15 protein-coding genes and 1 tRNA gene are annotated in these 21654 nt (G+C 41.1%); 4 read left to right on the top strand and 12 right to left on the bottom strand.

Features of this window, described 5'->3' with window-relative positions; genetic code table 11:
- Positions 1-72: 72 nt before the first annotated feature.
- The 5 genes from infB to L1D46_RS13990 all read right to left on the bottom strand — a co-directional run bounded on the left by infB (position 73) and on the right by L1D46_RS13990 (position 6587).
- Positions 73-2730 carry a translation initiation factor IF-2 gene (infB, locus tag L1D46_RS14010; protein ID WP_130051980.1) on the bottom strand — a complete coding sequence of 886 codons (2658 nt, stop codon included), beginning with the start codon at positions 2728-2730 and terminating at the stop codon, positions 73-75.
- Between the two features lie 25 nt (positions 2731-2755).
- A complete protein-coding gene (gene nusA, locus L1D46_RS14005) occupies positions 2756-4255 on the bottom strand; it encodes a transcription termination factor NusA (protein ID WP_130051981.1) in 1500 nt (499 codons plus the stop codon).
- 38 nt (positions 4256-4293) lie between these two features.
- Positions 4294-4749 carry a ribosome maturation factor RimP gene (gene rimP, locus L1D46_RS14000; RefSeq protein WP_054553177.1) on the bottom strand — a complete coding sequence of 152 codons (456 nt, stop codon included), beginning with the start codon at positions 4747-4749 and terminating at the stop codon, positions 4294-4296.
- A 289-nt stretch (positions 4750-5038) separates the two neighbouring features.
- A tRNA-Met gene (locus L1D46_RS13995) sits at positions 5039-5115 on the bottom strand.
- A 698-nt stretch (positions 5116-5813) separates the two neighbouring features.
- Positions 5814-6587 carry a DUF4124 domain-containing protein gene (locus L1D46_RS13990; RefSeq protein ID WP_167657978.1) on the bottom strand — a complete coding sequence of 258 codons (774 nt, stop codon included), beginning with the start codon at positions 6585-6587 and terminating at the stop codon, positions 5814-5816.
- Positions 6588-6718: 131 nt separating this feature from the next.
- Between L1D46_RS13990 and L1D46_RS13985 the strand changes: the two genes are divergently transcribed.
- On the top strand, positions 6719-8269 hold the full coding sequence (locus L1D46_RS13985; protein ID WP_130051984.1) for a cryptochrome/photolyase family protein: 1551 nt from the start codon (positions 6719-6721) through the stop codon (positions 8267-8269).
- A gap of 63 nt (positions 8270-8332) precedes the next feature.
- Here the strand turns inward: L1D46_RS13985 and L1D46_RS13980 are convergent, their stop codons facing one another.
- Positions 8333-8779: an Hsp20 family protein gene (locus tag L1D46_RS13980; protein ID WP_130051985.1), complete on the bottom strand. Its 447-nt coding sequence runs from the start codon at positions 8777-8779 to the stop codon at positions 8333-8335.
- Between the two features lie 329 nt (positions 8780-9108).
- On the opposite strand from L1D46_RS13980, the gene L1D46_RS13975 reads away from it, so the two are divergent.
- From L1D46_RS13975 to L1D46_RS13965, 3 genes are all read left to right on the top strand, one after another.
- Positions 9109-9567, top strand: a complete 459-nt coding sequence (locus L1D46_RS13975) for a TlpA disulfide reductase family protein (RefSeq protein WP_239977704.1) — start codon at positions 9109-9111, stop codon at positions 9565-9567.
- Positions 9568-9683: 116 nt separating this feature from the next.
- Positions 9684-9947: a GrxA family glutaredoxin gene (locus L1D46_RS13970; protein WP_239977703.1), complete on the top strand. Its 264-nt coding sequence runs from the start codon at positions 9684-9686 to the stop codon at positions 9945-9947.
- A 147-nt stretch (positions 9948-10094) separates the two neighbouring features.
- Positions 10095-11915, top strand: coding sequence for a DEAD/DEAH box helicase (locus tag L1D46_RS13965; protein ID WP_130051987.1), 1821 nt, complete (start codon positions 10095-10097; stop codon positions 11913-11915).
- 128 nt (positions 11916-12043) lie between these two features.
- Here L1D46_RS13965 and L1D46_RS13960 read toward each other — a convergent pair whose 3' ends face one another.
- The 6 genes from L1D46_RS13960 to L1D46_RS13935 form a co-directional block, all read right to left on the bottom strand.
- Positions 12044-13603, bottom strand: coding sequence for an AbgT family transporter (locus L1D46_RS13960; RefSeq protein WP_130051988.1), 1560 nt, complete (start codon positions 13601-13603; stop codon positions 12044-12046).
- A 150-nt stretch (positions 13604-13753) separates the two neighbouring features.
- Positions 13754-14032, bottom strand: a complete 279-nt coding sequence (locus L1D46_RS13955) for a YfcL family protein (protein WP_130051989.1) — start codon at positions 14030-14032, stop codon at positions 13754-13756.
- A 2-nt stretch (positions 14033-14034) separates the two neighbouring features.
- Positions 14035-15177 carry an ATP-NAD kinase family protein gene (locus L1D46_RS13950; RefSeq protein WP_167657975.1) on the bottom strand — a complete coding sequence of 381 codons (1143 nt, stop codon included), beginning with the start codon at positions 15175-15177 and terminating at the stop codon, positions 14035-14037.
- Positions 15167-15736, bottom strand: a complete 570-nt coding sequence (locus L1D46_RS13945) for an elongation factor P hydroxylase (RefSeq protein ID WP_130051991.1) — start codon at positions 15734-15736, stop codon at positions 15167-15169. Before L1D46_RS13945 ends, L1D46_RS13950 begins: the two co-directional genes overlap by 11 nt.
- A gap of 90 nt (positions 15737-15826) precedes the next feature.
- A complete protein-coding gene (locus L1D46_RS13940) occupies positions 15827-19003 on the bottom strand; it encodes an HD domain-containing phosphohydrolase (RefSeq protein WP_239977702.1) in 3177 nt (1058 codons plus the stop codon).
- A gap of 121 nt (positions 19004-19124) precedes the next feature.
- The gene (locus L1D46_RS13935) at positions 19125-21566 is read right to left on the bottom strand and encodes an HD domain-containing phosphohydrolase (RefSeq protein ID WP_239977701.1); all 2442 of its coding nucleotides are present in this window, start codon (positions 21564-21566) and stop codon (positions 19125-19127) included.
- Between the last annotated feature and the right edge of the window lie 88 nt (positions 21567-21654).

Raw genomic sequence — 21654 nt, 5'->3', positions numbered from 1 at the left:
GAATAAGTTAATTTAATTACGAATGCACAAATGGGGGCTAGGCCCCCATTTAAAGCAATAACTTAAACGAAATTAAAGTGAACGTTGTACTTCAACCGTCTCGAATACCTCGATTTGGTCGCCAACTTTAACATCGTTGTAGTTCTTAACGCCGATACCACACTCCATACCGTTACGAACTTCTTGAACGTCGTCTTTAAAGCGACGTAGTGACTCAAGTTCACCTTCGTAGATAACCACGTTATCACGAAGTACACGGATAGGTGCGCTACGCTTAACGATACCTTCAGTAACCATACAACCTGCGATTGCACCAATCTTAGGTGACTTGAACACGTCACGAACTTCAGCAAGACCAATGATCTCTTGCTTGAATTCTGGAGCAAGCATACCTGACATCGCTTGTTTAACTTCTTCAATCAGGCTGTAGATTACGCTGTAGTAACGTAAGTCTAGGTTTTCTGACTCAATCACTTTACGAGCTGATGCATCAGCACGTACGTTAAAGCCAACAACAATAGCGTTAGACGCTGCTGCAAGAGTTGCATCAGTTTCAGTGATACCACCTACACCTGAACCTACAATCTTCACTTTAACTTCATCAGTAGAAAGCTTAGTTAATGAATCAGCGATTGCTTCGATTGAACCTTGTACGTCAGCTTTAAGAACGATGTTAACTTCTGATACATCACCTTCAGCCATGTTCGTAAACATGTTTTCAAGCTTCGCTTTTTGTTGACGAGCAAGCTTCACTTCACGGAATTTACCTTGACGGTAAAGTGCTACTTCACGCGCTTTACGCTCATCTTTAACTACTGTTGCTTCATCACCAGCAGCAGGGATACCAGATAGACCTAAAATCTCTACTGGAATAGATGGACCAGCAGACTTAATGTCTTGTCCGTTCTCATCTTTCATCGCACGTACACGGCCATATTCAAGACCACAAAGTACGATATCACCTTGGTTAAGCGTACCAGACTGAACTAGGATTGAAGCAACTGGACCACGGCCTTTATCAAGACGCGATTCAATTACAACACCTGCAGCCATACCTTCAGCTGGCGCAGTTAGCTCAAGTAGCTCAGCTTGCATTAATACTGCTTCAAGTAGGTCATCAATACCTAAACCTGTTTTCGCAGAGATATGCACAAACTGTGTTTCACCACCCCACTCTTCTGGGATAACATCTAATTGTGCTAGCTCGTTCTTAACGCGATCTGGGTCGATGCCTTCTTTATCCATCTTGTTTACTGCGATGATTAAAGGAACGCCTGCAGCACGGGCGTGCTGAACCGCTTCTTTAGTCTGTGGCATTACACCATCATCGGCTGCAACAACAAGAATTACAATATCCGTAGCTTTAGCACCACGAGCACGCATTGATGTAAACGCGGCGTGACCTGGCGTATCTAAGAATGTGATCATATGACCATTTGTTTCAACGTGATATGCACCAATGTGCTGAGTAATACCACCGGCTTCACCAGAAGCAACTTTTGCTGAACGAATGTAATCAAGTGTTGACGTTTTACCGTGGTCAACGTGACCCATTACTGTCACAACCGGTGCACGAGGAATGGCTTTACCTTCTTCGCTACGGTCGTTTAGTACTTTCTCTTCTAATTCATTTTCTTTAACAATGATAACCTTGTGACCCATTTCTTCAGCAACAAGCTGTGCTGTTTCTTGGTCAATCACTTGGTTAATGGTAACCATGTCACCCATCTTCATCATTGTTTTAACAACTTCAGCACCTTTAACTGCCATACGTGATGCAAGCTCAGCAACAGTGATTGTTTCACTGATACGAACTTCATTTTTCACGTCAGCGGTTGGTTTTTGGAAACCATGTTGTAAAGACGTTGGTGCTTTTAGCTTGCCTTTCTTACCTTTAGGACCGGCAGCCTGTTTATCTTTTTGAGGTCCTTTTTTCTTTTTCTTACGACGAGCGCTATGCTCTTCACGTGCGTCAGATTCATCTTCTGCTTCACGTGCGTAAGTTGAAGTCGTAAGGTGGTGATCAGCGCTTTCTTCACGCTTCTTACGCTCTTCTTCTTCCTTTTTCCAGCGAGCTTCATTTTCTTCAGCTAGCTTTCTTGCCTCTTCTGCTTGACGTTTCGCTTCTTCTTCAGCTTTTCTCAATGCGGCCTCTTCTGCTTCTTTTTGCAGACGCTCAGCTTCGGCGCGATCTTGTTCAGACTTAGCACTTTGCTCTGGGGTCATCTGCTTCTGTTTCGCTTTACGCTCAGCTTCAGCTTTACGTTTAGCCTCTTCTTTGGCTTTACGCTCAGCTTCTTCTTTCGCTTTGCGTTCTGCCTCTTGTTTCGCTTTTAGCTCTTCAGCTTCTTGCTGGGCTTTAAGCTCTGCTGCTTTACGTGCAGCTTCTTCTGCAGCTAAACGCTCTTCTTCTTGCTGTTGCTCAATGGCGCTTTTCTTGACGTAAGTACGTGTTTTACGTACTTCAACTTGCACAGACTTTGCTTTACCTGTTGAGCCAGTCACACTTAGAGTGCTCTTGCTTTTACGTTGTAAAGTCATGCGAGCAGGGCCTTCAGACCCTGTACCGCCGTGCTGCTTGCTTAAGTGATCAAGTAATGTTGACTTTTCAGCCTCCGTTACCATATCACCTGCTTTTTTTGATATACCGGCTTGCTCAAGCTGCTGTAATAACTTATCAACAGTTGTACCAATATCTCCGGCTAGTTTTTCAACATTTACTTCTGCCATAGTGTGTAATACCTCCGTTAATAAATTACTCGTCTGCGAACCAACAAATGTTACGCGCAGCCATAATTAGCTTACCAGCTTCTTCTTCTGATAGCTCAGTGATGTCTACTAACTCATCAATACCTTGCTCAGCTAAGTCTTCAAGTGTTACTACACCTTTGCTTGCCATAACAAATGCAAGATGACGCTCTAAGCCCTCAAGTGCTAGTAGGTCTTCTGCAGGTTCAGCACCTTCTAAACTTTCTTCCGTTTTAAGCGCTTTAGTTGTTAATGCGTCTTTTGCACGTGAACGTAAGATATCAACTGTTTCTTCATCTAAACCGTCGATTTCTAGGAATTCCGATGCAGGAACGTAAGCAACTTCTTCAAGTGTTGAGAAACCTTCGTTGATAAGTAATGTTGCAAACTCATCATCGATATCTAGGTATTCAGTGAATAAGTTAATTAGCTTGTCTGATTCAGCTTCGTTCTTCGCACGCATGTCATCAACTGTCATTACGTTTAATTCCCAACCAGTTAACTGGCTAGCAAGACGAACGTTTTGACCGTTACGACCAATTGCTTGTGCTAGATTATCTGCTTCAACAGCAATATCCATTGAATGAGTATCTTCGTCCATTACGATTGACGCAACTTCTGCTGGCGCCATTGCATTGATAACGAATTGTGCTGGGTTATCATCGTAAAGAACGATATCAACACGCTCACCACCAAGCTCAGTTGAAACAGCTTGTACTCGAGCACCACGCATACCAACACACGCACCCACTGGGTCGATACGTTTATCGTTAGATTTTACTGCGATTTTTGCACGAGAACCTGGATCACGTGCTGCAGCACGTAATTCAATCATCTCTTCGCCAATTTCAGGTACCTCAATGCGGAATAACTCCATTAGCATTTCAGGTTTAGAACGCGTTACAAATAATTGCGCGCCACGAGCTTCCGGCTTAACTTCGTAAAGTAAACCACGGATACGGTCACCTGGACGGAAGTTCTCACGTGGTAACATATCATCACGGTAGATAACCGCTTCAGCATTGTTACCAAGGTCAAGTACGATTGCATCACGTGTTGCTTTTTTAACAACACCAGTTACCAATTCGCCTTGTTGATCTTTATATTCTTCAACAACTAAAGCACGCTCAGCTTCACGTACTTTTTGTACGATAACTTGCTTTGCCATTTGTGTCGTAATACGGTCGAACTTGATTGACTCAATTTGTTCTTCGACGTAATCACCTAGTTGTAAGTTTTCGTCTTCAACTTGTGCTGCTTCAAGCGTGATTTCGCTGTATGGATGTTCTAAAGAACCATCTTCAAGAACTTCAGCGATTTTCCAGCGACGGAACGTGTCGTAATCACCAGTTTTACGATCAATTGATACGCGAACGTCAATTTCGCCATCGTGTTTTTTCTTTGTTGCAGTCGCTAATGCGAACTCTAACGCTTCAAAAATCTTTTCTTTTGGAACCGCTTTCTCATTGGAGACGGCTTCAGCAACCAATAATATTTCTTTTGCCATGGGTTATGCCTCGCTTGCCCTATTCCTTCGCACTCGAATTAAAACTTTGCGATGATGTTCGCACGTTCAATGTTACTGATCATAATCATATGCTCAGTGCCATCTGCTGAAAGTGTGATCATATCACTGCTAACTGATACTAAATCGCCTTTAAAGTTACGACGACCATCTTGCGGAAGCTTAGTACGCACGCGTACTTCTTCTCCTTGCGCCTTCTCGTAGTGATCTTGTTTGAATAATGGACGATCAACACCAGGAGACGAAACTTCCAAATCATATTCATTTGTAATTGGGTCTTCGACATCTAAAATTGCGCTAACTTGACGACTAACGTCGGCACAATTGTCAACCGTAATCCCTGCATCGTGATCGATATAAACACGTAATGTAGAGTGGCGACCAGCTTGCACAAACTCAAGACCATGTAACTCAAAGCCTAACATTTCAACGGCCGGTGAGAGCATGGCTACTAAATCTTGCTCAAGTTTTGTCACGAAAATCCTCCATACAAACAAAAAAAGGGCATATAGCCCTGAAATACTGAGTTTAATAATGATTTAAAATCACCGCCAAGCAGATACAACAACGCCCCGAACCAAGCGGGGCGTCACACCTAAAGCATAAAACTGTGTGGCCTAGGGCCAAGCTTGGTTGCGAGTCAATTACCTGACCAAATTAAACTAGATAGCCTAAACGCAAAACGCGCATTACCAGAATGCGCGACTTCATACAGTAAAAATTACTGTGCATACTAAGTACACTTACAATGCCTTAGCATGTATTTGGTTGCGGGAGCCGGATTTGAACCGACGACCTTCGGGTTATGAGCCCGACGAGCTACCAGGCTGCTCCATCCCGCGCCAATAGATATTAAAAGTAACTTAATATCATCTAATCGAGTGCAAAACACCTCAATTCAATGGCGGCCATTATAAGCATGTAGCGCTCAATTAGCAACCTTCCAGCATGAATTAGTTAGACTATTTTTTGCCTAAAAAATTTATGACAACCTTGTCATAAATTTTCCAAAACTGGAAATTCTTGTCTATATTTAATCAAATAATAAGAACAACCTATAGCCTCGGCTATTAAGCGATGTACTATGAGTCTATCTTCATTTCAAAAAAGACTGTTACTACAAGACATTGAATTGCTAAAACCTGATTTTCATCAGTATACAAGCGCCTATCATCGCAATCTTAGTTCATATAAGTTAACTATGGTGGTGCCAGATCATGAAAGCATAACTAAGCGCAGTTATATCTTGTATTGTGCTTTGAATAAGATAATCAGTCATCTTGATGACTTACATCAAGTCACACCATTTATCCATTACTTAGCAAATAACCTAAGCTTTTTAAAAGTATCCTTTAACGATATCGATTCGCTTTGCAGAGCCTTTATCGAAACCCGCAAATCATACATTCACCCAATTGACTCTCAATTGCATCGCGCTTGGCTGCAAGCTACGAGAGTGTTTGCAAATATTGTCAAAAGTTACTTGTTTTCTTATTCAAATGTGGTGTCTTTTAGCGCGTATTGTCCCGCACGATTAAGTTCATAGCTTCGTTAACTCGCTGTTGAGTCTGTCGATTTGTTTTTGCTCAATAGCGATAAGAGTATTAAAGCGACTAGTTAGAGCTGTCATTTTGTCTGCTAATGCATTGTCGCTATTTGCATCAGCTAAATTGCGAGGGCGGCTACTTAGTTGTTGCTCAAGCTCTGACATTTGCATGTTAAGCTCAGCTTGATAAGTATCTATTTTATTCTCGTGCTCTGAAATTTTACGCATAATCTGTTTTGAGCGAATAAAACTAGCGACCTCATTATTGGCAACCTTGTTAGCATATGATGTTAAAGTGTACTTTTCAGCCATGAGCCTATCAATACTACGCTGCTCGCCGTTAATAAGTAGGCCGTAACGCTCAGATGCGGCGCTCATCTGTTTGGCAATGGCTGCCTGTTTCTTAGCACCCACCAAGTTACGCAGCTGAGAATCAGATTGCTCAGATAAGGCCGCAATTTCCCTGTTCATTTTGAGCTTAAATGTATCAATTTTATTGTTATGTTCTGCAATTTTCGCATCAATTTGCTTTAAGCGGATATAACGTTCGACTTCCGCGGAATCTTTATCTGTTGATGTTTGTGCATCATTATTTGAAGTATACGAAAGGTGTGGACTTTGCTCTTTAATAGTAATCAACTTTGCATCTTTGCCACAAGGTTGTTGGCTAAACTCAGCAACACCATTTTTCTCACAGTGATAAACAGTGCTGTGCGCCAAAGGGCAAACTAGTAGGCTTATAAATAGTAAATGTAAGTTAATTTTCATGTCGTACCATCCCTAGTTTATTACTCATTAATTATGCCATTAATATACCTTTTTTATAGACTATATTAATCGATCTATCTTAGTGTTTGTTTCGTAACACCTTAGATTACTTGCTGCAAAGGTAATTAAAAGTGCAATACACCACCTTAAGATTTATTTTTGGCGACCAACTTAATGCAAGCCACAGTTGGTTTAAAGATAAATCACAACCAGACACACTGTATGTCATCGCCGAATTAAAACAAGAAACCGACTATGTAAAACATCACCTACAAAAAGTTGCCGCTTTCTTTGCTGCAATGGAAAACTTTGCTAATGCACTTACAAAAGCAAATTTAAACTGCCTACATCTAACACTTGATGACACAAAAAATGATGCTACATTACCTGATCTACTCACCCGTTTAGCAAAGCACTATCGATGCCAAAATATTGAGTATCAATATCCAGACGAATACCGCCTCAAAAAGCAACTTGTAGAATTTTCAAAGCAGAGCGAATTTAATGTTAATGCCGTTGACTCGGAGCATTTTCTACTACCTTTCGATGATATTGACCAGTATTTTAAGCAAGATAAGCCAGTTAAAATGGAGTTTTTTTATCGTGCTATGCGTAAGCGATTTAATATATTAATGGACGATAATAACCAACCTCGTGGTGGGAAATGGAATTTTGATCAGCAAAACAGAAATAAGTTAAAACCGAGCGATCTTAAAGAAATCCCAGAACCTTTGTGTTTTGGTCATGATATTAGCCAAACCCTCAAACGGATAGAAAAGCACAAAGTAAACACCTTTGGCGAGTGTAGCAATACTCTCATTTGGCCAACCACTCGCTCTGAAGCAAAACAATTACTCGATTTTTTCTGTGAACATTTGCTTGTTAATTTTGGTCAATTTCAAGATGCCATGACATGCCAGTCAAAGTATCAATGGTCTTTGTATCACAGCCGTTTATCGTTTGCCCTCAATACTAAAATGTTGCACCCAATGCAGGTCATCGAACAAGTGTTAACGAGCTTTGAAAAGCAACATATTGATATTGCGCAAGTAGAAGGCTTTATTCGGCAAATTCTCGGCTGGCGTGAATATGTACGTGGGATTTATTGGCAAAATATGCCTGATTACGCAAGCAAAAATGCCTTAAATGCCAAGCGTGCCCTACCCGATTACTTTTGGCACGGCAAAACGAACATGAATTGTATGCACCATGCTATTTCACAAAGCCTGCAAACGGCTTATGCACACCACATACAACGTTTAATGATAACCGGTAACTTTTGCTTATTAACCGCTATTGAGCCAAGCGAAGTAGATGAATGGTATCTAGGCATTTATATCGATGCCATAGAATGGGTTGAAATGCCAAACACTCGTGGCATGAGTCAATTTGCTGATGGTGGCTTAATTGCCACTAAGCCTTACGCTGCCAGTGGTAATTACATCAACAAAATGAGTGATTATTGCAAACACTGTCACTACAACATTAAAGAAAAAGCGACTGATGATGCATGTCCGTTTAACAGTTTATATTGGCATTTTATGTTAGAGCATAAACAGCAACTATCACAAAACCCACGGATTGGTATGATTTATAATAACTGGTATAAGCAAGATGAATCAGTTCAGCAAGCCACACTTGATCGTGCCAACTGGTGTTTGGATAATTTAGATAAACTGTAACAACAAAAAAGCCGCCTCAAGTGAGGCGGCAAAACTAACTAGGGGAAACAATGCTGTTGGTAATTACTTGTTTTCGAGTAATTTACCATTACCAATTTCAATTTTGCGTGGTTTTAATGCTTCTGGAATCTCACGCTCTAAATCGATACTTAATAAGCCATTTTCAAGGTCTGCGCCAAGTACTTTAACGTGGTCACCTAATTGGAACTTACGCTCAAAGTTACGCTCCGCAATGCCTTGATGTATGAACTTACGTTCAGCATTATCTTCTTTATCAGCTTTCGTACCGCTGACTTTTAAAGTGTTATTTTCTGACTCAATGGTCAATTCACTGTCACTAAAACCTGCTACAGCCATAGTGATACGATATTTGTCTTTATCGAGTGCTTCGATGTTATATGGAGGAAAACTTGGCTGCTTGTCTGTACGCGCTGCCGCATCCATTAATGATGCTAAGTGATCGAAACCGATGAATGAACGATAAAGTGGTGATAAGTCTACTGTACGCATAATTATATCCTCATATTTAAGCGATATTTTGTTAGTGCTCTTCTATAGAACCAGCGCTAACAAAGTTAAATTAATATTTTATATTTCAATTACTTTAGTTTGTTTGGGACCCATCAGGCGTCCTCACTAAACTATCTATGGGCGGGCAAAATCTTTTCAAGATTTTTAGCAAAAAAAATTACAACTTTTTTAAATTAAATGAAATTTATACCATCGCAAACGGGTCTGAATAAGTTGATTTTAAAGGGCTAAACACGTACAAAATAACAATGAAAAAAAATCCAACTTTTTTAAAAAAATTTATCAGTGTGCTAAAAAATGTCGTGTTAATGGCAGTCGTTGTGTATGCCGTGACCGCATTTCAGCAACGTAATTTACTCTCAACTGATAAAACTCCTGCCCCCTATTTTAATTTAGCCACGCTAAATGACCCGACAGAGCGGATGACCATCGCACAATTACAAGGAAAGCAAACAGTAGTGTATTTCTTTGCGCCTTGGTGCTCAATTTGTCGCTACAGCATGCCAAATTTAGAAAAGTCCCATCAGCAAGGTAAGTTAAATGCCATAGCAATTGCCCTCGATTACCAAAACATTGCTGAAGTTAAACAGTTTACCGATTCACTGGAACTGACCATGCCTGTGTTACTTGGCAGTAAAAGTACGGGTCAAGATTATAAAATAAGTGCCTATCCAACTTATTATGTCATTGATGAACAGTTGGCTATTACTGCTCACTCTATGGGTTACTCAACAGAACTTGGTCTTAGGATGCGGACACTTGATTAGCTAAATTACTATGATGAGAAAAACAGAATAGTACAATCGATTTTATGCGCTGTTTTTATTCATTTTATTCGTTAAGATAACAACTAGATAAACACATTCACATCGAGGAGAGCGATATGTTAACTGTAATTTTTGGCCGTGAAGGCTGCCCATACTGTGTTCGTGCAAAAGATGTTGCTGAAAAACTTGCAAATGAGCGTGACGATTTTAAATATCGTTATATCGACATAATCAAAGAAGGCATCAGCAAAGCAGATCTAGAGCAGTCTGCTGGCAAACCTTGCCCAACTGTACCACAGATTTTTATTGACCAAGCTCACATTGGTGCCTTCACTGAATTCGAAGCATACGCTAAAGAAAATTTAGGGTTATATCAATAAATTGTAAACGTGGTTGATTTTGGCAAACTCAAACTGATTAAATTATGACCAACATCAACCACATACAAATTAGTTGTAATTTATACAAGCAATTGCCTCGTATTTCCTATACAATGCGCGCCTCTTTAAATTCGTTGAGGCGTATTAATGTCAGAACCAGTCACGTTTGAATCTCTAAATCTTTCTCCTGCAATCCTTAAAGCAGTTGAAGAGTTGGGTTACAAGACTCCATCTGAAATCCAAGCTCAATGTATACCGTTATTGCTAGAAAGAAAGGACGTACTGGGACTAGCGCAAACGGGTACAGGTAAAACAGCAGCATTTGCACTGCCGTTACTAAATAATATTGACCCGTCTGTGAAGCAGCCACAGATCCTTGTTTTAACGCCTACGCGTGAACTTGCGATCCAAGTAGCTGAGGCATTCGAACAATATGCTAAGCATACTCGTGGTGTTGAAGTTTTAGCCCTTTATGGTGGCCAAAGCTACAGCATCCAACTAAGTGCACTTCGTCGTGGCGCGCAAATCATTGTTGCAACGCCAGGTCGCTTAATTGACCACATTAACCGTGGCACAATCAAGTTTGAGAGCTTACAAGCCCTTGTTCTTGATGAAGCAGACGAAATGTTACGCATGGGCTTCATTGATGATGTAGAAAGCATCATGGAGAAAACGCCACGTGAAAAGCAAACATGTCTTTTCTCTGCGACCATGCCTAAGCAAATTCAAAATATCAGCAGCAAGTACATGAATGAGCCTGAGCAAGTTCATATCTCTGCTCGTAACTCAACTGTATCTACTGTTGAGCAAGTATTTTGGAATGCACATGTACACAAAAACAAAGCTATCGTTCGCTTCTTAGAAGCTGAACAATACGATGGTGCAATTGTTTTCGTACGTACACGTAACGACACTGTACAGTTAGCTGAATTACTTGAGCGCGAAGGTTTCTCTGCCGCACCACTTAATGGTGATATGAACCAACAAGCACGTGAGCGAACAGTAGACCGTTTGAAAAACGGCCTAGTTGATATCGTTATTGCAACAGACGTTGCTGCACGTGGTCTTGATGTAGACCGTTTAAGCTTAGTAATCAACTACGATATTCCACAAGACTCAGAAGCCTACGTTCACCGTATTGGTCGTACTGGTCGTGCGGGTCGTACAGGTAAAGCGATTCTTTTCGTAAAACATAACGAGCGTTATTTACTTAAAAATATCATTCGTCATACGAAGTCAGAGATCGCACAAGTTGACTTACCAACAGCAAAAGTAGTTGAAGAAAAACGTATTAAAGCTCTTCAAGACAAATTAACTATTGCTCTTGAAAACAAAGATATCACTTTCTTTAACCAAGTAGCTGCTGACATGGCAGAAAAGCTTGAGCTAAGTGCTGAAGATTTAGCCGGTGCATTACTTTGTTTAGCGCAGCAACAATCACCAATCAAGGTTGAAGAAGTTAAAGTTCAACCGCGTGGCGAACGTAACGAGCGTCGTCGTAACGAACGAGGTGATCGTGCTGAGCGTGGCGACCGTCAAGGACGTGAGCGTAAACCTCGCGAGCCACGTGAGCGCAATAGCCGCAGCATGGGCCCTATGGATACTTACCGTATCGAAGTTGGTCGTGAGCACGGTGTACAAGTTAAAAATATCGTTGGTGCGATTGCTAACGAAGCTGATATCTCAAGCAAATTCATTGGTGATATCCGCTTACACGACAGTCACAGTACGGTACAGTTACCACAGAACATGCCAAAAGATGTGCTTGATCACTTCCAAAAGGTGTTCATCTGTAAACGTCCGATGAATATGACGCTAACGCAAGACCAAGGTCCTGCGGCTCCTCGCTCTGAACGCCCAAGCGGTGATCGTGGTGACAAAAAGCGTAGCTTCAAAGACAAAGATCGTGGTGAAAAACGTGGCGGCCCACGTAAAGAGCGTCGTCCAGTGAGCTTCACTGCGAACTAATCAAAGCTGTAAGCAATAAAAAAACCTTGTCATGAAAGTGACAAGGTTTTTTTGTGTCTGAAGTTAGGCTATCAGCCTAAAGTTTTTAAAGCCTCAGCTGGGTGGCTGAGGCTTTATTACTTAAATCGTTATGAGCCAATGGCTGGGTATGCGTAGCTTGATTGTAGGCCAAGTGGGATGCCTAAGCCCCAGTACGCGAGTAAGAAGATACTCCAACCGATTAAGAAGGCGATTGAATACGGCAACATCATGGCGATTAACGTACCAATACCTGTGCCTTTAACATACTTCTGGCAGTACACCACAACCAGTGGGAAGTATGGCATCAGTGGGGTAATGATATTAGAGCTTGAGTCACCTACACGGTACGCAGCTTGAGTCAAATCAGGTGAAATACCTAGTTGCATCAGCATTGGTACAAAGATTGGCCCTAACAGCGCCCATTTTGCTGAACTTGAACCTACAAATAGATTCACAAACGCCGTTAAGAAGATAATACCTACCACAGTCACCGAACTTGGTAATGCCATCGCTTTAAGTAGCTGTGCACCTTCAATAGCAAGTAATGCACCTAGATTTGATTTACTAAATGCGGCAATAAATAACGCGCAGAAGAACGCCATAACAATGTAGTAAGCCATACCGCTCATGGCTTTACTCATGGCATCGATCATATCTTTAGAACTTTTGAATGTACCAACTACAAAACCGTAAACTGCACCTGGGATCCAAAACAGTAAGAATATAAGTGGAACAATTGATTGCATTAACGGTGAGCGGAAATTAGTTAAAGAACCATCACTACTTCGCATTGCTGAGTCAGCTGGAGCAGAGACAAACCAAAGTAATACAAGGCCAACAATCATCACTGTGCTTGCGATATAGAATGCACGTTTTTCATCACTGCGCGCTTCATCAAAAGCAGGTAAATCTTCTGTATCACCATCAAGTGGCGTGTTTTGTAAACGCGGCTCGATAATTTTATCTGTGATATACCAGCCTAATAAGATAATAAATAAGCTTGAAGCAGAGGTGAAAAACCAGTTATTAAGCGGATTAATCGCCATATCAGGATTAATAATTTGTGCTGCACTTTGGGTAAAGCTTTGCAGTAACGGATCAATCCCTGACGGAATAAAGTTTGCGCTAAAGCCACCACTTACCCCAGCAAACGCCGCAGCAATACCAGCAAGCGGATGACGACCCATAGCATAAAAAATGACCCCAGCCAGAGGGATGACTAATACATAACCGGCATCAGTTGCCGTATGGCTGACAATCGCCACTAAGATAATAGAGGGTGTTAAAAGCTGCTTAGGTGTTACTTTTAGCATTAATTTAAGGCCAGTATTGATAAAGCCAGAGTGCTCAGCAACACCAACACCTAACATGGCAACAAGCACCACGCCAAGTGGCGCAAAACTGGTAAAAGTTTTCACCATCGAAGACAAGAAAGTAGCAAGGGAATCCCCTGCTAATAGATTATTTACAACTATGGCTTCGCCTGTTCGCGGGTCGATTGCATCAAATGTGGTGCCCGAGAAGAGCCAAGATAAGAACCAAATAAGCAGCATTGCGACTAAGAAGATAATCGCAGGATCAGGGAGCTTGTTGCCCACCCTTTCAATCGTATTCAGAAAACGTGCGATTGCACCACTTGGTGCCTGCACATCATTATTGTTATTCATTTTCAAATTCCCTGGAAAAATATCTCGTTAACCTTAACGTATCTAAGTTCTAAGGTAAATTTTAAGTTAATAGAATTCCCTAATAAAGGTAATCACTTGATGTAAAAAAAGCGACACAGGTCGCTTTACAGTACTCATTTTAATACTCAACTAAACCGCTAGTGCTTTAACCTCATCCCAAAGGCGCACAACGAGCTCTTTATCTTCTTCGTTTAGCTCACCATTGCGATAAGCTTTAACCAGACTTGATTCAACTTGATTATTAAGCTCATCAATCGATAAATTTAATTCTTCTACTTGTGCGTAGCCTACCGCTAAGTCAAAGTGACCACGCAAATAGCCACCAGCAAATAGCTCGTCGTCAGTTGCTTTATCGACTAAATCATCAAAATATTGCTGCGCTGCATCAATATAACTTACTAAAATCATTGTTACTTCTCCTCTGGGTGCAGCCCATCTTGATGACCCACTGCATACATAATATGGTCATTAAAACCTGTGGTTACGCGAATATAACCACTTAATTCATCGTCTAACTCACTATCACCTGTATCGGCAATCAGTGGTCGGCCATTTAAGGCCTGTAATTTAGTTTTCGTTGCCACTACAATAATGTTGTCGCGACCAATCGCACGGATAAGTGCAGGACTCAATTGTTGATTTCCTCGGCCGAATATATGCCCTTGTCCACCAATTAAGGTGATCACCAACTTAGTATCTTTACCTTGTGTGAGCTCAAGTAATTGCTGTGCAGTTAAATCCTGCGCAACTAGCTCTTGGTCTGCTACTAAATCAACACCTAATAAGGTATTTTCAAGACCCATCTCTTCCATTATTGCAGCCACGGTTGAGCCACTGCCCATTACATATAAGCAGTCTTCGTCCATTTCACTGACAACATAGGCAGCAATGTCAGCAAGCACTAATTCATTAGTTTCTTTACCGCCATTTTTAACTGCTTGCACATATCGCACTTCACTCGGAACTTGCATTTCACCATAGCGCTTAGCTTTTACTGTACCTTCACGAAATGCATCTTCATCGATATCCATAACATCGGCATCGCCAAGGCTGACGAGTTCACCTTTGACTAGCATCTCGACAACGCGACCTGCTGCTTTAGGGGTAATAGCGTAAACGCCAGAATGTATTTTACAGCCTGCAGGAATACCTAACACAGGGGTGCTATCACCAACCGCATGACAAATATTACGTGCAGTACCATCACCACCGGCAAATAAAATAAGGTCGACACCTTGCTCAACTAATAACTTGGCAGCCTGCTCAGTGTCATCGGGGGTGGTGATTTCATTTGTTTGGTAAATCACTTGAGTTTTAAAACCAAGCTGGCGCGCCGTCTGCTCGCCCATTTCACCGTCTACTGTGTAAATGGTTAAGTCGCCTTGATGTGCAAGCAGAACTTCAAGAGCTGCTCGGGTGCGTAAGTTTGCTTTTGGCTCTGCGCCAAGTTGCATCGCCCTTGCAGCGGTATCTGCGCCATCACTTCCCTTCAGTGCCACACTGCCACCTAAGCCGGCAACCGGATTTACAATCAAACCTAATTTAAACTGCATCAGATAAAGCTCCTGGGTTGCTTTGAAAATCGCGCTGCCATGAAAACTGTGTAGCCGTTAATGGCCATGGGGTATTATAAAAATCGCTCAATGCTTTGAGGAGTGCTGTAGTGCGCTGATTAAAACCTGTTGCTAAAAAACTCAACACTTGCTGGTGAACCCGAGCCTGAAAATCAAATCGACAGGTTTGTTCACCATTTAAATTATCAACCGATACATTAAAATCGAAACCAGCTGCTGTACTTAGCGCCCATTCAATAGCTTGAGGCTTTACTTCAACCGCTTCAAATTCAGCTTGTTGGTGTTTATCACGACCATCAGGACAATACCAATAGCCATAATCTTCTTTTAATCTACGTGCCTCTCCAGCCACTAACCAGTGAGCAATCTCATGTAAGGCACTGGCATAAAAACCGTGGGCAAACACAATTTGATGATAAGACGTTTGCTCATCAGCAGGCAGGTATATGGGTTCATCATCACCCTTTATCAAACGCGTATTATGGCTTTGATAAAAGGTGTTTTCAAAAATAGCGATTAAGTCAGCAATCTGATGCATACGGCTTGAATTTATCTCGTTAAAAGCGTCACTAAAAACGAGGCGAATTGTACGGACTTTTCCCTCTAAAGTAAAAGCAAGCGCTTCCAATCACAGGTATTTCGCAATATCTACATCATCGATTTGATCTGGATTTAAATAGCGTGTTGCATACTCAAGATAGATACCTGACGTTAAGAACAATTTGAACACATCTTGATCTACATGTTGATCGGCAACCATCTTCGCTAAAATATCAATCGCAACACTCAATGGTTTGGCTTTTTTATAAGGTCTATCGGCTGCGGTCAATGCTTCAAATATATCGGCCAGCACTAACACACGCTCAGGTATCGATAAATCATCTGCAGACAATTTACGGGGATAACCCGTGCCTTTTAATGTTTCGTGATGGGTCGAGGCATAACGCGGCACACGGGCTAATTCATCAGGAAATGGGACGTTATCTAGCATCCGAATAGTACTGATAATATGCTCATTAATTTTAAATCGATCTTCGTTTGTTAAAGTACCGCGCTGAATTTGTAAGTTATACAGTTCGCCAAGATTATACTTGTATTCTGGAATGGTTACTTTTATCCCTAAACGCTCGTCATACTGTATAGGTTTATCGTGGGCAATCAAATGCTCAGGCTTATCTGAAAGTAGCTTTTCAGTGACAGGCAATTGCTCATCATCGCTTTGAACCCTTAACTCTTCAACTGGCGAAAGGCCTATTTTATCATCAAAATTTCGCTGCCAAGTGATGTTGCTAAGCGCCTCTAAACGTCCAAGGCTTGCTTCATCCATAAACTCACCGCCAACATTACAGGCTGCTATAAACGAAAAATCACTACGTAACTCTGCTTGGCGTTTAATAAGTTCAGCCTCAAGCTCTGGTTGCTTTTCAGGTGACACTAGCACGTCTTTTAGATAAGCAATTTCTGCATCCCGCCAAAGTACCTCAAAACGCGTTCTCACTTCGTGGATACGGTTATAAATAGTTTCTAACTTTGTGCCCTTGTCTACGATATGCTCTGGAGTAGTGATTTTGCCGCAGTCATGTAACCAAGCTGCGAGGCTAAATTCCCTTAGTTCGTCTTTATTTTTAAACGCAAACTGTTTAAACGCATCCTCATTTGAGTTTGAAGCTGCTTTGGCCAGCATGATCCCAAGTTCAGGTACCCGTTCACAATGTCCTGCTGTATAAGGAGACTTATCATCGATAGCCTGAGCTATAAGCTCAATAAATGACTCCATTAAGGCTTTTTGCTTTTGCTCATGCTGCTGAATTGATTGGCTCATTTGCACCATGGAGTTGGCTAAATTATTGATTTCTTTAATACTGCTTTTTAGCGTTGAAACCTGATCAAACTGACGGTGTTTAATTTTTAAATTTTCACCCTCTAAGGTCTTAATTGGCGAAACAATTGGTGAGGCAAAAAACCATGATACAGGCAGTACCATAATCAAACAGGCCGCGGTGATAAAAATAGACAGCTTAATTTTTTCACGGGTAGAACTCAATACGCCCTCTTTGGGCACCACTATCGCTAAGTAATCGCTATTGCTCCCCCCTTCTGAAACAGGGGTAATATACACGTACTTCTCAACGCCATTTAGAGTCATTAAACGTAAATGGGCGAAGTTTGCCCGATCTGTAATTAGAGTAAGAAATTCAGGGTATGGCACTGTGCCAATCACTTGTGATTGCTGACTAGGATCGCTCCCTAACCATTTACGCTCTAGTGCAGCAATATACGAATTTGGGAGCTGCTCTATAGCCATATTAATTAAATCTTTTAGCTCTGCATCATCAGGATGAAACAATAAATGTAGAGTATCTGGTAGGAGATCATGACTATAACTATCAAGCTGATTATATTGAATCCCTTCAATAAAAAACTGATTTTGAGTGTATTTGAACACTGCTTCGTTATCTAACCCTGCATACACACGTCCTTGGCTTACCGCATCGAGCACCGCTTTGGTACTTGGCAGCTCAACAATGTCGATATCAGGAAAGTGCTCTTTAATCACTTTAATTACCGACCAGCCTTCACCAATTGCTAACTGTTTGCCCGCTAACTGCTTCATGCTAACGACCGGTGTTGAACCTTTTGCAGTAATGATACTGAACGGCAAAGTTGCCATTGTTTGGCTCATAAGACCGAGCGACTCATTTGCTGGGGTTTTAAAAATAGGCTGTACAATATCTATTTCATCTTTTGCAAATTGAGTTAAAAACTCAGTCCATGTAAAACCGTTAATAAAAGTTACCTTAATTCCGAGCAACTCAGCCAAGGCATTAATATAATCAATGCTATAGCCTTTCGGGTTACCGCCGACACTAAAGTCCATTGGTGGCCAATTAGTTTCGTTAGAAACGCTCAAATAAGGGTACTTCGCCAATACACTTTGCTGCTGTTCTGTTAAGGGAAGTTTTTCAAGCCTTGGCAAAAGTAAGCTATTTTTTTGTTGGTTAGAGGCAACAATTTCACCTTCTTTATTGTAAATGTACAGCTCACTTAAATACTGGCTACTCATTTTACTTTGCTGTTGACTCAAATATTCAGAAATACTCGACAAGCTAACGTCTAACGCCAACACACTATTTTCATTTGCTGACTTTATTGAGTAGGTTTGCCCAGGTGCTTGCAGGTGAGTAAAGAAATATGGCTTTGTTTTTTTCACGCGTGTTGAGTTTGCTTGCTTAAACCACAAGCGCTCTCGCGGATCATAGCTGGTGCCTTTGGTTTGCGAGATACGTAAATTAAATTGCTGGTCAAAATAATGAGTATGCTGAACACGCTCTGCCCCTTCACCGCTAATGTGGATCACCACCCAACGGTCTGCTTCAATGGCCTGCAACTGCTGACGCACTATTTCACTGCTTTCTAAATTAATTAATTCATAAAAGTCACCATTTTCATAGCCTACATACAACGCATAAAACAATGGATTGAGCTGCATGATTTCACTCATGACATTTCTCAGCTCACTTTTATCTTCGCTGTTGGCACTGATCAAGCTACTATTTTGAACCATTACACTTAGCGTGTTTTCTGACTTTTCATTCACCCTTGCAAGGTAATCAACCACTGAGCCTGTGGCTAAATTAAAGTTTTTGACACTGGCCTCTATAGCCATTTTTTCGCTGAAATAATATTGCAGACTAATTGCAATGAGAGCTGTTAGTGAAGTTGCTAAAACGAACACGGCAACAACGGTAAGGCGAATCGAAAAACGAATTCTCGATTTAAGTTTTTGAAAAGCAGATACCAGCACTTATGCATCTCCTTGCAATGCTTTGTTCGTTAGTAATATTAGCTTGTATATCTTTTATACACCAATAATTTTGTATTACAAACAAAACTCTGCAATTTTATCCTAAAGCATAAGCAAATAATTACCTTAGATATTTTGTTAAATTGACAGAATCAATTTGCGACTCATGTAAAAACTGTTTTGCATATTTTAGGTAAATGCCGGAAGTTAAAAAGAGCTCAAATACGTCACGGTCAATATGATCGTCATCAACCATTTTCGCTAAAATATCAATAGCAACACTCAAAGGTTTGGCTTTTTTATATGGGCGGTCTGCCGCGGTTAATGCTTCGAAGATATCAGCAAGTACTAACACACGTTCAGGTATTGATAATTGTTCCGCGGTTAATTTTCGTGGGTAGCCAGTCCCTTTTAAGGTTTCGTGGTGGGTTGATGCATAACGCGGAACTTTAGCTAATTCTTTCGGGAATGGCACACTACCAAGCATACGAATTGTACTGATCACATGCTCATTGATCTTAAACCGGTCTTCCGCTGTAAGCGTGCCCCGCGCCACCGACAAGTTATACACTTCGCCAAGGTTATATTTATACTCCGGAATCGCCATATTAATGCCCAAACTTTCTGGGTACTCAACGGCTTTTTCGTGTGGAATTAAATCACTTAGCTTATCGCTCAGGAGTGACTCTTCGACAGGTAAATGCTGATTCTTCAAATCAGCCATACGCATTTCTTCAAGGGGCGATAAACCTAAACTTGCGTCAAAATGGCGCTGCCACTTAATGCTAGCAACCTCATGTAAACGAGACAGCTGCGCTTCATCCATAAACTCACCACCAACATTACAGGCAGCAATAAAGCTAAAGTCTGCGTGTAACTTTTTGGTTCGTTGGTCAAGCGTTTGCTTAAGCACAGATTGCTGCTCAGGATGGGCTAATAACTGCTCATAATAAGTAATTTTTGCATCACGTAGCAGCACCTCAAATCGAGTACGTACTTCATGAATACGGTTATAAATGGTTTCAAGCTTAGTGCCTTTATCAACGATATGCTCAGGCGTAGTAATTTTACCACAGTCGTGCAACCACGCAGCTAAGCGAAACTCTCGTCGTTCATCAGACGTTTTAAAGCTGAACTCAGAAAACGCTTCATTTTTTGAGTCTGACGCAGCATCAGCAAGCCAAATACCCAGCTCAGGGACCCGCTCACAGTGCCCTGCCGTATATGGTGATTTGTCATCAATCGCTTGGGCGATAAGCTCTACAAATGACTCCATCAGGGCTTTTTGTGAGTTTTCATGTTGCTCAATAGAGCGACTCATATCCACCATCGAACTTGCCAAATAATGGATTTCTAAAATGTGGCTAGAGAGTGTTGAAACTTCATTATAATCTCGCTGCTGAATTTTTTTATTTTCACCTACTAATTTGAGAATCGGGTTGACGATTGAAGAGGCAAAAAACCAAGAGACTGGCAGCAGCAAAATTAAAAATAAACCAGTCACTAAAATTGAAATACGAATTTTATCTCTTATAACCGCCAGCACGTCATCTTTAGATACCAGCACCGTGAAATAATCAACTTCATCAGATTGCATATCGCTACTAAGCGGCAGCGGCAGAACAAACATGTATTTTTCTATGCCCTTTTCATGCACATTTAACATTTTGCCGAATTGATGTTCTTTGTTAGCAAGCCCTGATTTTTGTTCATCCAATTTAACTAACTTAGATAGGTCAGCAAAACTATGCTGATGACTTTGATTTTTACTGCTTGCAATAATTTCACCATTCCCCCGATAAACATACATTTCGCTTTCAACAAGGTGCTTCATTTTAGATTGTTGGTCGGTTAAAAAGTGATTCAAACTTGCACTGGCTATATCAATCGCTAATACATCGCCTGTTTGCGCTGACTTTATTGCATAGGTGTAACCTGGTACCTCAAGTACTTTAAACACATACTGCTCGGTTTTCGTTACAGAGTCACTCGTTGCATCCAGAAACCAAACTCTATTCCTTGGGTCGTAATCCGTAGTTTGGGTGTCTCTTTTACGAATGACCAACGACTCATCTAAATACGTGGTTACCTGCTTACGCTCCCCCCCCTGCCCAGAAATTTGATACACTAACCAATGATCGTCTTCATCGAGCTGGATTGATGGGGGAAGCTTTGCATACCCTTTTAAATTAATAACCTGTAATAAGTCACCATTAGCATGACCAAGAATTAGCGAATAAAAGTCTGGATGACGCGTTAAAATTTCGATCAGCACTTGCTGTAAAATTTCTTTGTTATTTTGGCTCTCTGATAATAGCCTAGTGTCGTGGATCATCACGCTTAAGGTATTATCAGCACGCTGATTGATTCTTGTTATGTGATCGGCTATTTGCTGACTAGTTTGTTTGAACTGTTCTGATTTAGATTGCAGTAATAACTTTTCACTAAAGTAATAATGCAAACTTATCGCCACGATACCGGTGAGTAAGCTAGCAAGGGCAAAAACCAGCAATACACTTGCCCTAATTGAAATTTTATAGCCTTCCGCCTGGCGTGTTAGCATTCGCGACTCCTTGCTTGCTAATAATTCAGATTAAATTAATAGAAAAGAATGTATAAAGATTATACTTAAACGAGCATAAGGTACATAT

It is taken from the genome of Pseudoalteromonas sp. Isolate3, assembly GCF_022398505.1.
Lineage (GTDB): Bacteria > Pseudomonadota > Gammaproteobacteria > Enterobacterales > Alteromonadaceae > Pseudoalteromonas > Pseudoalteromonas apostichopi.
The sequence above is the reverse complement of the archived record's forward strand: the minus strand, read 5'-3'. Positions and strand labels throughout refer to the sequence as shown.